This is a genomic window from Streptomyces mobaraensis, assembly GCF_020099395.1.
Classification (GTDB): Bacteria; Actinomycetota; Actinomycetes; order Streptomycetales; family Streptomycetaceae; genus Streptomyces.
In genome coordinates, this window is record NZ_CP083590.1 from 405,053 (window position 1) to 419,515 (window position 14,463).

General features: G+C 74.4%; 12 protein-coding genes and 1 pseudogene. 8 read left to right on the forward strand and 5 right to left on the reverse strand.

Features of this window, described 5'->3' with window-relative positions; genetic code table 11:
* Nucleotides 1-71: 71 nt before the first annotated feature.
* Entirely contained in the window at nt 72-1,064 is a 993-nt protein-coding gene (sph, locus tag K7I03_RS01450; protein WP_185945048.1) for a sphingomyelin phosphodiesterase, read from the reverse strand.
* A 511-nt stretch (nt 1,065-1,575) separates the two neighbouring features.
* On the opposite strand from sph, the gene tdh reads away from it, so the two are divergent.
* The 4 genes from tdh to K7I03_RS01470 all read left to right on the forward strand — a co-directional run bounded on the left by tdh (nt 1,576) and on the right by K7I03_RS01470 (nt 5,308).
* Entirely contained in the window at nt 1,576-2,604 is a 1,029-nt protein-coding gene (tdh, locus tag K7I03_RS01455; protein WP_004941156.1) for an L-threonine 3-dehydrogenase, read from the forward strand.
* 57 nt (nt 2,605-2,661) lie between these two features.
* Complete coding sequence (locus K7I03_RS01460; protein WP_185945049.1) at nt 2,662-3,855, forward strand: glycine C-acetyltransferase; 1,194 nt, start codon at nt 2,662-2,664, stop codon at nt 3,853-3,855.
* A gap of 48 nt (nt 3,856-3,903) precedes the next feature.
* The gene (locus tag K7I03_RS01465; protein ID WP_185945050.1) at nt 3,904-4,815 is read left to right on the forward strand and encodes a LysR family transcriptional regulator; all 912 of its coding nucleotides are present in this window, start codon (nt 3,904-3,906) and stop codon (nt 4,813-4,815) included.
* Nucleotides 4,816-5,032: 217 nt separating this feature from the next.
* Nucleotides 5,033-5,308 carry a hypothetical protein gene (locus K7I03_RS01470; protein WP_185945051.1) on the forward strand — a complete coding sequence of 92 codons (276 nt, stop codon included), beginning with the start codon at nt 5,033-5,035 and terminating at the stop codon, nt 5,306-5,308.
* A gap of 105 nt (nt 5,309-5,413) precedes the next feature.
* On the opposite strand, the gene K7I03_RS01475 is transcribed toward K7I03_RS01470, so the two are convergent.
* The 4 genes from K7I03_RS01475 to K7I03_RS01490 all read right to left on the reverse strand — a co-directional run bounded on the left by K7I03_RS01475 (nt 5,414) and on the right by K7I03_RS01490 (nt 8,254).
* Nucleotides 5,414-6,022, reverse strand: coding sequence for a superoxide dismutase family protein (locus K7I03_RS01475; protein ID WP_221903450.1), 609 nt, complete (start codon nt 6,020-6,022; stop codon nt 5,414-5,416).
* A 378-nt stretch (nt 6,023-6,400) separates the two neighbouring features.
* Nucleotides 6,401-6,682: a hypothetical protein gene (locus tag K7I03_RS01480; RefSeq protein WP_185945052.1), complete on the reverse strand. Its 282-nt coding sequence runs from the start codon at nt 6,680-6,682 to the stop codon at nt 6,401-6,403.
* Nucleotides 6,683-6,939: 257 nt separating this feature from the next.
* Complete coding sequence (locus K7I03_RS01485) at nt 6,940-7,236, reverse strand: barstar family protein (protein WP_185945053.1); 297 nt, start codon at nt 7,234-7,236, stop codon at nt 6,940-6,942.
* A gap of 202 nt (nt 7,237-7,438) precedes the next feature.
* Nucleotides 7,439-8,254 carry an excalibur calcium-binding domain-containing protein gene (locus K7I03_RS01490; RefSeq protein ID WP_185945054.1) on the reverse strand — a complete coding sequence of 272 codons (816 nt, stop codon included), beginning with the start codon at nt 8,252-8,254 and terminating at the stop codon, nt 7,439-7,441.
* Nucleotides 8,255-8,445: 191 nt separating this feature from the next.
* On the opposite strand from K7I03_RS01490, the gene K7I03_RS01495 reads away from it, so the two are divergent.
* The 4 genes and pseudogenes from K7I03_RS01495 (at nt 8,446) to K7I03_RS01510 (ending at nt 14,144) form a co-directional block, all read left to right on the forward strand.
* Nucleotides 8,446-9,441 carry a LacI family DNA-binding transcriptional regulator gene (locus K7I03_RS01495; protein WP_185945055.1) on the forward strand — a complete coding sequence of 332 codons (996 nt, stop codon included), beginning with the start codon at nt 8,446-8,448 and terminating at the stop codon, nt 9,439-9,441.
* Nucleotides 9,442-9,496: 55 nt separating this feature from the next.
* Nucleotides 9,497-11,155 carry a sugar ABC transporter ATP-binding protein gene (locus tag K7I03_RS01500; protein WP_185945056.1) on the forward strand — a complete coding sequence of 553 codons (1,659 nt, stop codon included), beginning with the start codon at nt 9,497-9,499 and terminating at the stop codon, nt 11,153-11,155.
* Nucleotides 11,145-13,042 (forward strand): annotated as a pseudogene (locus K7I03_RS01505) (ABC transporter permease/substrate-binding protein). The gene K7I03_RS01500 and the pseudogene K7I03_RS01505 overlap by 11 nt, the downstream one beginning before the upstream one ends.
* A gap of 133 nt (nt 13,043-13,175) precedes the next feature.
* A complete protein-coding gene (locus K7I03_RS01510; protein WP_185945059.1) occupies nt 13,176-14,144 on the forward strand; it encodes a ribokinase in 969 nt (322 codons plus the stop codon).
* Nucleotides 14,145-14,463 lie beyond the last annotated feature (319 nt).

A 14,463-nucleotide genomic window follows, 5' to 3' on the forward strand; every position in this document is an offset into this window, starting at 1 on the left:
GAGCCGCCGCTCCGCCGTCAACAGCGCCTGTCCGCCCGCCTTCCGGGGTTCGGCGGCCGCGCCTTCCGGGCTCAGCGCCCGCCGGCGACGACCGGGTAGTGGTCGGAGAGGTCGGTGTAGGTGTACTCCTTGCCCCAGCTCGACACGGTCCAGGGCGCGGACCGCTCCTGGACCACCGTGTTCGTCCACCCGGCGGGCCGGACGTGGCCCTTGCGGTGCAGGACGTGGTCCAGGTCCTCCCGGGCGTCGTTCGGGTACCGGTAGGCGGCGACGGAGTTCTCGCGGGTGTCGAAGGAGTACGGGTGGCCGGTGCGCGCTTCCGCCGGGTCGAGGTCCGCGTCGGCGAGCAGGGAGGCGAACTCGGCGCTCCGGGAGTCGACGTTGAGGTCTCCGGCGACGATGACCTGCTCGTTCGCCGGGATGCTCTTGGCGTCGAGGAACGCGTCGATCTGCCGGAACTGCCGGGCGCGGTCCGCGACGGCCTCCCCCGCCGCGCAGCCGCCGTCCGTGGACTGCGTGTGGGTGCCGACGATGTGCACGCGGGCGCCGCCGACGTTCAGGACGACGTACGCGAAGCCCTTGTTGGACCACTTGTCGGAGCCGCAGGCGTCCTTGAAGACGACCTGTTCCTTGCGGACGATGGGCCACTTGCTGAGCACGGTCACCCCGCCGTCCTCCGGGGTGAGGGCCGAGTAGGCGCCGCCGGTGGCGTCCCAGCCGTCCTTGGAGCGGCCGACGACGGGCGTCTGGTACGGGTACCGGTCGGCGGCGCGGGCCTTGAGCGCGTCGGAGGCGTCGTTGTCGAACGCCTCCTGGAGGACGACGACGTCCTGCCCCTGGAAGAAGCCCGCGGCGGGGATCGCCTCGGCCCGGTGCCGCTGTCCCCAATTCGGGTACAGGTTCGTGCTCATGAGGAAGGTGTTGTAGGTGAGCACCTTCAGCCCCGACACGGCAGGGTCGGGCGCGGCCGCACCGGCGGCGCCCGCCGGGTGCGCCAGTGCGGCGGCGGTCAGCAGGGCGGCGGCGAGGGTGGTCGCGGCACGGGTGGGGCCGGGGAGCTGCACGGGGTCTCCTGAACGGGTGGGGTGGAGGAGTGGTGAGGGGTGGACGAGCGGTGTGGGGCGTGGGGTGCGTCGCGGCACAGCGAAGCGCTCGCGGGTGACGTCCGGGCGACCGTCAGGTGAGCGGAGCCTTCCGGAAGCGGGACGGACAGGGGCGGCCCGCTTCCGTACGGGCGTCCGCTCTCCGACGGCGGGCGTCTCCTCAGACCTACGCCGGCGGCGGCTGGACCGGATGGGACAAGTTCGACGGCGCGCTGCGGCCCTGACTGAGCGCGGGTCGCGCTCCTCGCGCCGGGCCCGCACGCCCGGCGGGAGGAGCACGGGCGTCCACGGGCAGGGTGACTCGGCCCCTCCCCGGAGCGGTGTGAAGTTCTGCTGTTGACCCGCTTAAGAAAACCTCGATGGACGCCGGGGGCATCACTCGGCACATTGGTGCGCGCGAACCCATCGGTGCGCACAGAACCACCACGGCCGCCGCCGGCCCGGTGCCGACCCTCCCTAGGAGCCACCGTCCATGAAGGCACTCGTCAAGCACAAGGCCGAGCCGGGTCTGTGGCTCATGGACGTCCCCGAGCCGGAGATCGGCGCCGGTGACGTGCTGATCCGGGTGCTGCGCACCGGCATCTGCGGGACGGACCTGCACATCCGCTCCTGGGACGGGTGGGCCCAGGGGGCCGTCAAGACGCCGCTGGTGCTCGGGCACGAGTTCGTCGGCGAGGTGGCCGAGGTCGGCGCGGACGTCCGGGACATCGCGGTCGGCGACCGGGTGAGCGGCGAGGGCCACCTGGTCTGCGGCAAGTGCCGCAACTGCCTGGCCGGCCGCCGCCACCTGTGCCGGAGCACGGTCGGCCTCGGCGTCGGCCGGGACGGCGCCTTCGCCGAGTACGTCGCGCTGCCGGCCTCCAACGTCTGGGTGCACCGCACCGAGGTCGACCTGGACGTCGCCGCGATCTTCGACCCGTTCGGCAACGCCGTGCACACCGCGCTGTCCTTCCCGCTGGTCGGCGAGGACGTCCTGATCACGGGCGCGGGCCCGATCGGCATCATGGCCGCGGCCGTGGCGAAGCACGCCGGCGCCCGCAACGTGGTGATCACCGACGTCAGCGAGCCGCGCCTGGACCTGGCCCGCAAGGCCGGCGCCACCCTGGCGTGCAACGTGGCGGAGTCCTCGATCGCCGAGGCGCAGCGCACGCTGGGCCTGCGCGAGGGCTTCGACGTCGGCCTGGAGATGTCCGGCCGCCCCGAGGCGCTCCAGGACATGATCGCCAACATGACGCACGGCGGCCGGATCGCCATGCTGGGTCTGCCCGCGCAGGAGTTCCCCGTCGACTGGGCGAAGCTCGTCACCTCGATGATCACCATCAAGGGCATCTACGGCCGTGAGATGTTCGAGACGTGGTACGCGATGACCGTGCTGCTGGAGGCCGGCCTGGACCTCAGTCCGGTGATCACCGGCCGGTACGGGTACCGGGACTTCGACGCGGCCTTCGACGAGGCCGCCACCGCGCGCAGTGGCAAGATCATCCTCGACTGGACCGCCTGACCGCCTCCGGCGCCCTCCGTCCCGCCTCGCCCCAACCCTTCAAGGAGCCTGTCCCCGATGTTCGACTCCGTCCGCGACGACCTCCGCGCCACGCTCGAAGAGATCCGCGAAGCTGGCCTCTTCAAGCCGGAGCGCGTGATCGGCACGCCGCAGAGCGCCTCCGTCAGCGTCACCGCCGGCGGCGCCCCGGGTGACGTCCTCAACTTCTGCGCCAACAACTACCTCGGCCTCGCCGACCACCCCGAGGTCGTCGCCGCCGCCAAGGACGCCCTCGACCGCTGGGGCTACGGCATGGCGTCGGTGCGGTTCATCTGCGGCACGCAGGACGTCCACAAGGAGCTGGAGGCGCGGCTGTCGGCGTTCCTCGGCCAGGAGGACACGATCCTCTACTCCTCCTGCTTCGACGCCAACGGCGGTGTCTTCGAGACGCTGCTCGGCCCCGAGGACGCCGTCATCTCCGACGCCCTCAACCACGCCAGCATCATCGACGGCATCCGCCTCTCCAAGGCCCGCCGCCACCGCTACGCCAACCGCGACCTGGCCGACCTGGAGAAGCAGCTCCAGGACACGCAGGACGCCCGCCGCCGTCTGATCGTCACCGACGGCGTGTTCTCCATGGACGGCTACGTCGCCCCGCTCCGCGAGATCTGCGACCTGGCCGACCGGTACGACGCCATGGTCATGGTGGACGACTCGCACGCCGTCGGCTTCGTCGGCCCCGGCGGCCGCGGCACGCCCGAGCTGCACGGCGTCATGGACCGGGTGGACATCATCACCGGCACCCTCGGCAAGGCCCTCGGCGGCGCGTCCGGCGGCTACGTCGCGGCCCGCGCCGAGATCGTCGCCCTGCTGCGGCAGCGCTCGCGCCCGTACCTCTTCTCGAACTCCCTCGCCCCGGTCATCGCCGCCGCCTCCCTCAAGGTCCTCGACCTGCTGGAGTCCGCCGGCGACCTGCGGGAGCGGCTGAACGCCAACACGGCGCTGTTCCGCCGCCGGATGACCGAGGAGGGCTTCGAGATCCTGCCCGGCGACCACCCGATCGCCCCGGTCATGATCGGCGACGCGGCCCAGGCGGGCCGGATGGCCGAGCTGCTGCTGGAGCGCGGCGTGTACGTGATCGGCTTCTCGTACCCGGTGGTCCCGATGGGCGCCGCCCGGATCCGCGTCCAGCTGTCGGCCGCGCACTCGACGGCCGACGTCGAGCGGGCGATCGCGGCGTTCGTCGACGCGCGCGCGGCGCTCAAGGGCTGACCCGGTGGCGGGACCGGGGTCCGGCCGGACCCTGGCAAAATTGGCCGGGTGATCGACCCCCGGCGACTGCGCGTCCTGCGGGCCGTGGCGGAGCACCGTACGGTGACCGCCGCGGCCGCCGCGCTGTACCTCACCCCGTCCGCCGTCTCCCAGCAGCTCGCCGCCCTGGAGCAGGAGACCGGCCATGTGCTGCTGACCCGCAGCGGCCGGGGTGTACGGCTCACTCCGGCCGGGGAGATCCTGCTCGGCCACGCCCACCGGGTGGTGGCCCAGCTGGAGCGGGCCGAGGCCGAGCTCGCCGCCTACGCGGACGGCACCGCGGGCGAGCTCACCGTCGCGGCCTTCGCCACCGGCATCGCGGAGGTGCTGGCGCCGGTGATCGCCCTCCTCGCCGGGCGCCACCCCGGCATCCGGCTCCGGGTGCGCGACGCGGAGGGCGACGAGAGCCTGCCGCTGGTCATGGACGGGGTCGCGGACGTCGCCCTGGCCGTCGAGTACCGGGGCGCGCCGCGCGAGGACGATCTGCGGCTGGTCCGCGTCCCGCTCTACGCCGAGCCGTTCGACGCCGTACTGCACACCTCCCACCCGCTGGCCGGCGAGCCGCACGTGCGCCTGGACGAGCTCGCCGACAGCGACTGGATCGCCCCCTACCCCGGCAACCCGTGCCACGACATGACGGTCCTGGCCTGTGAACTGGCTGGATTCCAGCCCCGGTTGGCGCACTCCTCGGACGACTTCCGGGCGGTCGCGGCGCTCGCCGGGGCGGGCGCGGGGGTGGCTCTCGTGCCGCGCTCGGCGCTGTCGGGCATGAACCTCAAAGATGTCGTGGTGCGGCCCGTCGAGGGCGTCACGCCGACCCGCCGCGTCTTCGCCGCCGTCCGCCGCGGCGCGGAACGGCATCCCCTGATCCGCCCGGTGCTGGAGGCGCTGGGCGAGGTGGCGGGCTCGCTGTCGGCCTGAGGAACGCGAGCAGCCCGGCGAGTTCCGCGCCGGTTCGGCCTGCCGCCGCGCGGATGACCAGAAGTGGATCAACCGTTCGGGCGATCCCGGTCATTGCATGGACCCCAGCTACCCCGTTCGAGTGAACCGGCGTGTGCGCGGGACGGGGGGTGTGGGGTTTCCGCCCGCCGAGGACGGCAACACGGGCAGGGACGGCCTTCCGGGAAGGAGTCCCCCTGTGGTTTTCACCGCCCTGCTCATCCCTCCCCTGCTCCTCGGCCTCATCTTCGCTCTCTCGGGGTACGAGGACCGGGTGCTGGGTGAGGCGCGAACGCCCGGCGCGGGTACGCCCGGCGCCGGTACGCCCCTCGCGGGTGCGTCCGACGCCGGTTCGTCCGATCCGGCACCGGCGAAACGTCACCTCAGCATCGTGCGGAACCTGCCCTCCGAGGCGTCCGGCTCGTCCGGCGCCCGCGGGGAGCGCGTCGGCCGGCGTCGCCGGCACGCGGCGTGACACGCGGTCCGGGGCCCGTCCGGCGCCTCCGCCGTCGGGCCGGGCCGGCTCCGGACCGTGCCGGGCGTCGTGGGACCGCCGTCGTGGGACGGCCGTCGGCAGGGCTCAGCGCTTCGTTCCGAAGGGCACCGTGACGCAGGCCAGCCGCGCCCCCGCCGTGCCGGCGCGGCCGGCGCGGGTGTCGGTGGCGTGTTCGTGGAGGACCACCGAACGGGCCTCGCCCGGGCGGACGCGCCAGGCGACGGCCGTCTCGGCGCGAGCGGCACCGTGGGCGTCGGTGGTGAGATCGAGCCAGACCTCGTTGCGGGGGTTCGCGTAGGCGGGGTCGACCGAGGGCTGCACCGGATCCTTGACGTTCTGATAGTGCGGCCCCGCGTCGTCGGGCTTCGGTCCGCACGCCTGGCGGTGCACATGGGCCCCGAACGTCCGCCCGGCGGGCAGCCCCTGGAGGCGCAGGACGAACCGGGTGCCCCCGCCGTGCGCCGGACGCTCCGCCACCCGGACCCGCGCGCCCCCGGGCACGGCGTCGGGCACGTAGGTGACGGCGGCGCCGCCCGAGCGCGTACGGAAGGTCTCGGCGACGGTGACGGCGTCGCGCCCGGAGCCCGAGCCGGGACCGGAGCCCGGATCGGAGCCGGGGCCGGGGCCGGGACCGACGGCGGGGACCGCCACCAGGAGGGCGGCGGCAGCGGCCACTGCGGATGCGGAGATCATGTTCCTCCCTCTTCCCCGGCGGGAGTCCCGCCTCACCGGTGCGGGGTGCGGTTCCGCCCCGGACGTGGCCGGGCACCCACCGCCTCGGCTCCGGGGCGTCCGGACGACTGATGCGCTACCCCGCCGGTCGCCCTGCCAGACCCGGACAGCACCGGCCCTTCCGGGTTTCCGCAGCACGGGGGCGCCGCCGCGCCCGGCGCACGGAGCGTCCGGAGGCGCGCGTCGGGGGGCGGACGGCGCGTTCGCCCGCGCGCCCGGACCGGCCGGGTACGCGAACGGGCCCGGCCCGGGGCGCGTATGTACACACGCGCCCCGGCGTCGGGCCCTGAGTCCACGTCACCGCGCCGGCGGCCTGTCGCCGGCGCGGGTTCGGTATCCCTAGCGCGGGAAGGGCTTGGACGCGTCCTCGTCCGCCTTCATGCACCAGTGGAGCTTCTTCGACAGGGCGTCCGCCTGGGCCAGGGTGTGGCGGGCGGCCTCGCGCTGTCCGCGGCGCTTCTGCTCGGCCGCCTTCTGCTTCAGCTGGGCGATCTGCTGCCGCATCTGCGCGGGGTGGCAGGTGATGGTGGCCGCGGTGGCCGTCTGGGCGGGCAGGGTCATGGCGACCGTGCCACCGGCCATGAGGGCGCTCACGGCGAGCGCGGCTATGCGTCGGCGCATGTGTTTCTCCAACTTCCGGTCCGGGCCCCTTCGTGGGGGATCCGTGGCCTCTGAGGGACAGGAAAGCCGACCCCGTCGGTTACCCAAGGTGGTCGACGACGCGGAGCGTAACGGAGATCGTCAACGCGGGAAGCTGGCAAGTCGGGCAGAGGACATGATCCCGGAACATAAGATTCCCGTGGCCTGGATCACGCCCTCCGTGGCCGGATCGCTCCCATGGGCCGTCAACGCCCGCGCGGCAGGGCCGGGGGCTCCCCTCAGGCCGCCGCGTGGACGACGAGCCGGTTCCGCTCTCCGTCGAAGACGCCGGCCAGGACGTCGCCCTCCGGCCGGCTCCCGTCGAAGAGGCCCTGCCGGCCGACGTGCACGACCAGGAGGTCGTGACGGTCGATCACCTCGGAAATGCCCCGCGTCCCGATCGTGTCCGCCCACGCGTCGAGATTCCGCCCGAACCACTCGGGCAGCCCGCACGGCTTGGCCACCGCGTCCCAGAAGTCGTCGAGGGTCTCCATCAGCCGACCGCGCAGGTCGACCGTCAGCTCACTGTTGGTCACCGCGGCAGACTACCGAGCTCGTCGCCGCGCCCCGTCACCGCCCGGGGGCCCTCCGCGCGGGTGCGCTCGGGGCGTGGGCTCTGTCAGGGTCCACGATCGGCTCGTCCAGGCCGTCGCACGCAATCCGGCGCCGCGCGGCCCGCTCCGGACAGCGGGCCCGATACGGGTAGCGGATGCCCCGAGCCGCGGCCCCGCCCCTCCGTCACCGACGGCGTCCCTCGCACCCGATTCCGTCGCCGTCCCGGTCGAGGTGGCTGCCGTATCCGGGCTCCCCTCGATGCACGGGGGCGGCACCCGCGGCGCGGGCCGCCGCGCAGTTGCGGTAGTACGTCGCGCCGCCCTTCCCCGCGCCCTGACCGGAGCCCGCGTTCTCAGGGCTCTCCCCGGAGTCCTCGCTGCCTCCCCCGGAAGACCGGCCCGAGTCCCCGGATGGCCGGTCCAAGTCGTCGGACGACCGGCCCGAGTCGTCGGATCGGCGCCTCGCCGCACCGGAAGACGAGTCCTCCGGCCCCTCCCCCGGCCGGTACTCGACCTTGACGGAGACCTTCGCCTTGCTGGTACGGCCGTTCAGGGCCACGGTGTACTCGAACTCGTCGTCACCGCTGAACCCCGCCTCCGGCGTGTACGCGACGTCCGCGCCGCTGACGGCCGCGCTGCCGTGCCGCGGCCCGGTGACGACGCGGACGATGGTGTCCTTGGTGGTGAAGTGGTGCGACACCCGGGCGTCGAGGTCGTCCATGCGGGTGCCCTCGGCGTCCACCGCCGTGTCGTTCGACGTGACCGGAACGGTGGTGCGCTCCCCGACCCACGTCGACGTCTCGTCGTCGTCCGCCTCCGGGCGCCAGCGGGCGACCGGGGCAGCGGACGAAGGCCGCGCGGTGTCGTGCGGAGCCGCGTCGTCGTGGGAGCCGCCGAAGTCGCAGCCGACGAACACGGCGATGCCGATGACGACCAGCAGGAGGCAGCCGAGGCAGCCCTCGACACCTTCCCCGGCCGCGTTCTTCCTGCCCGATGGCACTCCGCACACCCCGCCCGCACATTTATTTGCCCATTACATGCACATGGATCCTATGCGGCCCCCAGCACCCCACCCGCCCCATCGCATGTGAGCCGGACCACCCCCCCCATCGCCTTGACGCGACCACCGTGTAATCGATTACCTGAGCTCACCCACCCCGCGAAAACGATTACACGACGGAGGCCCCGCCCATGGCGACCATCAAGGACGTGGCCGACCGGGCCGGTGTCTCCGTCGCCACCGTGTCGCGGGTGCTCAACGGCCGGTCTCCCGTGGCCGCGACCCGGGACCGGGTCCTCGCCGCCGTCGCCGAGCTCGGGTACCGGCCCAATGTGGTGGCGCGGGCGCTGCGGACGGCGCGGACGAGGACGTTGGGGCTGGTCATCAGCGATCTGCGGAACCCCTTCTTCACCGAACTCGCCGACGCCGTCGAGCAGGAGGCCCGCCGGCTCGGCTACAGCCTGATCATCGGCAACGCCGGGGAGAGCCCGGAGCAGCAGGACGACCAGCTCCGCACCCTGCTCGACCGCCGTATCGACGGGCTGATGGTCAGCTCCGCCGGCACCGGCTCGGAGGTGCTGCGCGAGATCGTCGCCTCCGACACCCCGCTGGTCCTGCTGGACCGGTCGGTGCCCGGCGTGGCGGCGCCCTGCGTCCGCGCCGAGGGGCGGGCCGCGCTCACCGAACTGGCCGCGCATCTCGCCGCGCTGGGGCGCCGCCGCCCGGCCGTGATCGTCGCGCCGGCCGGTACGCCTGTCGGGGACGAGCGGCTGGAGTGCTTCCGGGAGGCGCTCGCCGCGCACGGTGTCGCGCTGCCGCCGGAACGTGCCGTCGGGTCGCCGGACATGACGCCGGCCGGGGGCCGCCGCGCGCTGCGGGACCTGCTCGACCTGCCGGAACCGCCGGACGCCGTGCTCGCCGCCGACAACCTGATGGCGCTGGGCGCGCTGGACGAGATCCGGGCGCGCGGCCTGCGGATCCCGGACGACGTGGCGCTGGTGTCGTTCGACGACGTGGCCTGGTTCGCGCACACCGATCCGCCGCTGACGGCCGTCGCCCAGCCGACGCGGGAGCTGGGGCGGGCTGCGGTGCACACCCTGCTGGAGCGCGTCGAGGGCCGCCCGGCCGAGTCTGTGCTGCTGCCGGCCCGGCTGGTGGTGCGCCGCTCCTGCGGCGAACCGGCGTGACCGGGCGGGCCCCTGACACCCCCCACGGAACAGTCCACAGAACGAGGAGAGGCGTATGACCGGCGTCAACGACGACGTACGGGCCGGCCGCGAAGTCCCGCCCGAGCGCGCGGAGTTGCTCCGTGTGGAGGGAGTGACCAAGGCGTTCCCCGGTGTGAAGGCGCTGGACGGCGTGGATCTGCGGCTCCTCGCCGGCGAGGTGCACGTCCTGCTCGGGGAGAACGGGGCCGGCAAGAGCACGCTGATCAAGATGCTCGCCGGCGCCCACCGCCCCGACGCCGGCCGGGTCCTCGTCGACGGCCGCGAGGCGGCGATCCGTTCGGCGCAGGACGCCGAGCGGCTCGGGATCGCCACCATCCACCAGGAGTTCAACCTGGTGCCCGGCCTGACCGTCGCCGAGAACGTCTTCCTGGGCCGGCAGCCGCGCACCCGCCTCGGCCTGGTGGACCGGCGGACGATGAACGAGCGCGCCGCCCGCCTCCTCGACCGGGTGCGGCTGCGCGTCCCGCCGACCGCGCCCGTCGCCGGCCTGGGCATCGCCGCGCTGCAGATGGTGGAGATCGCCAAGGCGCTGAGCCTGGACGCCCGGGTGCTGATCATGGACGAGCCGACCGCGGTCCTCACCTCCGAGGAGGTGGCGACCCTCTTCGGCATCGTCCGCGAACTCCGCGACAGCGGCGTCGGCATCGTCTTCATCACCCACCACCTGGAGGAGATCGCGGCCCTCGGCGACCGGGTGACCGTCCTCCGGGACGGCCGGAGCGTCGCGGAGGTGCCGGCGTCGACGCCGGAGGACGAGCTGATCCGGCTGATGGTCGGCCGGGACATCACCGAGCAGTACCCGCGCCGCCGCACCCCGCCCGGCGCGCCCCTGCTGCGCGTCCGCGGACTCACCCGGCGGGGCGCGGACGGCGCGCCCGGCTTCGAGGACGTCGGCCTCGAGGTGCGCGCCGGGGAGGTCGTGGGCCTGGCCGGGCTGGTGGGCGCGGGCCGCACCGAGGTGGCGCGGGCGGTGTTCGGCGTCGACCGGTACACGGCCGGGTCCGTGGAGGTGGACGGCCGGGTGCTGCGCCCGGGCGACGTACGGGCCGCGATGCGGGCGGGCGTCGGTCTCGTCCCCGAGGACCGCAAGGCGCAGGGCCTGCTGCTGGACGCGCCGCTGCACGACAACCTGACGCTGGCCCGGCTGGACCGGGACACCCGGGCGGGGTTCGTCGACCGGCGGGCGCAGCGCCGGGAGGCGGCGGACATGGCCGCCCGGCTCAAGGTGCGGATGAGCGGGCTGGAGCAGCCGGCGCGGACGCTGTCCGGCGGCAACCAGCAGAAGATCGTCATCGGCAAGTGGCTGCTGGCCGGCGTGCGGCTGCTGATCCTGGACGAGCCGACGCGCGGCGTCGACGTCGGCGCCAAGGTGGAGATCTACCGGCTCGTCAACGAGCTGACGGCGGCGGGCTGCGGGGTGCTGATGGTCTCCAGCGATCTGCCCGAGGTGCTCGGGATGAGCGACCGGGTGCTGGTGATGGCGCGGGGCCGGGTGGCCGGCGAGGTGCCGGGCGGCGACCAGGGGCCGGCCGCGCAGGACGCGGTGATGGAGCTGGCCGTCCGGCACGCGGACGGCTTGGACACCGACCTGGAAGCGGGCGTGACAACCCGCCCGGAAACCGGCGTGGGAACAGGGAACGAGAGCGCGATGGAGGGCTCCGATGTCGGCTGAGGCGGTACGGGCGCCGGGGGCGGCCCCGGCGGAGTGGTTCACCAGGGCGGTGCTGCGCAACGGCCCGCTGGGCGGGCTGCTCGCCCTGGTGGCGGTGATGGCGGTGCTGTCCCGGGACTTCCTGCACGGGCGGAACCTGCTGAACGTGGGCGTGCAGGCGTCGGTGACGGCGATCCTCGCCTTCGGGGTGACGTTCGTGATCGTGTCGGCGGGCATCGACCTGTCGGTCGGCTCGGTGGCGGCGCTGTCCGCGACGGTGACCGCCTGGGCGGCCACGTCGAAGGGGCTCCCCGTGCCGGTGGCGCTGCTGCTGGGCCTGGCCGTCGGGGTGGCGGCGGGCCTGGTGTCGGGCGCGCTGGTGGCGTACGGGCGGCTGCCGGCGTTCATCGCGACGCTGGCGATGCTGTCGGTGGCCCGCGGGCTGTCGCTGGTCATATCGGGCGGTTCGCCGATCGCCTTCCCGTCGGCGGTGAACCACCTCGGGGACACGCTCGCCGGATGGCTGCCGGTCCCCGTGCTGGTGATGGCGGCGATGGGGCTGCTGGCGGCGCTGGTGCTGGCGCGGACGTACACGGGCCGGGCGATGTTCGCGATCGGCGGCAACGAGGAGGCGGCGCGGCTGTCGGGCATCGACGTCAAGCGGCGCAAGCTCGTCGTCTACGCGCTGTCCGGGCTGTTCGCCGCGGTCGCCGGGATCGTGCTGGCCGCCCGGCTGACGTCCGCGCAGCCGCAGGCGGCGACGGGGTACGAGCTCGACGCCATCGCCGCCGTCGTGATCGGCGGCGCGAGCCTGTCCGGCGGTTCGGGCAAGGCGTCCGGGACGCTGATCGGCGCCCTGATCCTGGCGGTCCTGCGCAACGGCCTCAACCTGCTGAGCGTCTCGGCCTTCTGGCAGCAGGTGGCCACGGGCCTGGTCATCGCGGTGGCCGTGCTGCTGGACACGCTGCGCCGGCGGAGCGCCCGGTGAGGCGGCGGGGGCGGGGAGCGGCGGCCGTACTGCTGCTGACGGCACTGGGCCTGGGCACCTCCGGCTGCGACCGGGGCGGGAACACCGACCTCGGCCTGGCCCTGTCGACCCTGAACAACCCGTTCTTCGTCGGCATCAAGAAGGGCGCCCAGGCGGAGGCGAAGGCCCGCGGACTGAAGATCAACATCACGGACGCGCAGAACGACCCGACCCAGCAGATCAACCAGATCGAGACGTTCACCAGCCAGAACGTCAAGGCCGCCATCATCAACCCGGTGGACTCCGACGCGGCCGTGCCCGCCGTGGGCGTCGCCAACCGGGCGGACGTCCCGGTCGTCTCCATCGACCGCGGGGTGAACGGCGGCCGCCTGGCCACCACGATCGCCTCCGACAACGTCGAGGGCGGCCGACAGGCGGCGCGGTCGCTGGCCGCGGCCCTGGGCGGCCGGGGCCGGGTCGTCGTCCTGGAGGGCCAGCCCGGCACCTCCGCCGCCCGCGAGCGCGGGAAGGGGTTCGAGGAGGGCATCCGGGCGTTCCCGGGCATCGAGGTCGTCGCCCGGCAGCCCGCCGACTTCGACCGCGCGAAGGGCATGGACGTGATGGCCAACCTCCTCCAGGCGCACCGGGGCGTGACCGGCGTCTTCGCCGCCAACGACGAGATGGCGCTCGGCGCGGCCAAGGCGCTGGGCTCCTCGGCGGGCGGGAAGGTGCGGATCGTCGGCTTCGACGGCACGCCCGACGGGATCGCGGCGGTGCGCGACGGCGTCCTGACGGCGACCATCGCCCAGCAGCCCGAACTGCTGGGCCGGCAGGCGGTGGACCGGGCGCTGCGCGCGGCGCGGGGCGAGCGGCTGCCGGGCACGGTGAAGGTGCCGGTGGTGCCGGTGACGCGGGAGAACGCGGCGGAGTTCGGCGGCTGAGGCCGAGCGGGGCGGGAAGGCGCCGGGCAGCGGCCGGCCCACCGGGGGAACCGGGCGATCATGGACGCGTGCGGCGGCCCCCGGGGCGTGACGGCGCGAGAGAACACGAAAAGGATCGGAAACCGGAGACGTGATGAGGAACGACAGCGACGCCAACGGCCACGGCAACGGTGACGACCGGGCGTACGACGTCCTGGTGATCGGTTCGGCCAACGCCGACCTGACGGTCCGGGTGGACCGCCGTCCCGGTCCCGGCGAGACCGTGCTCGGCACGGACCTGGTGGAGTCGGCCGGCGGCAAGGGCGCCAACCAGGCCGCGGCGGCCGCCCGCCTCGGCGCCCGCACGGCCCTGCTGGCCGCGGTCGGTGACGACGCGTACGGCGAGCTGCTGCTGGACGCGCAGCGGGCGGCCGGCGCCGACACCGCGCACGTGCGCGTCCTCCCGGAGACCAGGACGGGCACGGCGATGATCGTCGTCGGTGCGGACGGCGACAACACCATCATCGTCTCCCCCGGCGCCAACTCCCGTCTCTCGCCGGACGATGTGGCGGCGGCCCGGCCGCTCGTCGCCGCCGCGTCGGTGGTCTCGCTCCAGTGGGAGGTCCCGGCCGAGACCGTCCGGGCCGCCGCCGCCCTCGCGGTGGAGAACGGGACGCGGGTCGTCCTCAACCCCTCCCCCGTACCGCCGGAGCTCGGCCGTGACCTGCTGGCGGCGGCCGACCCCCTGGTCGTCAACGAGCATGAGGCCCGGCACCTTTCCGGGGCCCCGGACGAGGAGGACCCGGCCGGGTGGGCCCGGGCCCTGCGCGATCGGGGCGCGCGTTCCGTCGTCGTCACCCTGGGCGGCGCCGGCGCCCTGGCCCTGGACGCCGGCGCCGCCGATCCGGTGACCGTCCCGGGCGTCCCCGTCCGCCCGGTGGACACGACGGGCGCCGGCGACGCCTTCACCGGCGCCCTGGCCGCCCGGCTGGCCGCCGGCGCGCCGCTGGCGGACGCGGTCCGGTTCGCCGTACGGGTCGGTGCGGCGGCGGTGACGAAGCCGGGGGCGCAGCCGTCGTACCCGACGGTGGACGAACTGCCGCCGGCGGGTGAGGACAGGTAGGGGCGGGACCCCGGGGCTCGTGGCCGAGGACGGGACGCGGGCGCGCGTCACCAGATGAGGACGCCGCCCGCCTCTTCCGCCCGCCGGGGGGCGTCCTCGATGTTCGCCGGCCTGGCGGAGGCGGCGGCTTTTCCGGACGGTGAATGGCGGTGCCTGGGACGGCGGTTGTGGAGCGCCGGCCAGGCGGGCGCGGCCAGCCGCTGCGGACCGCCCGCACCGACTCGCCCCGGGATGTGAGACAGGCGACCGCCTGGGTGCGCGACCACGCCGACGAGTTCGACGCAGACCCGGCACGCCCGGTCGTCGCCCATCGGCGGGC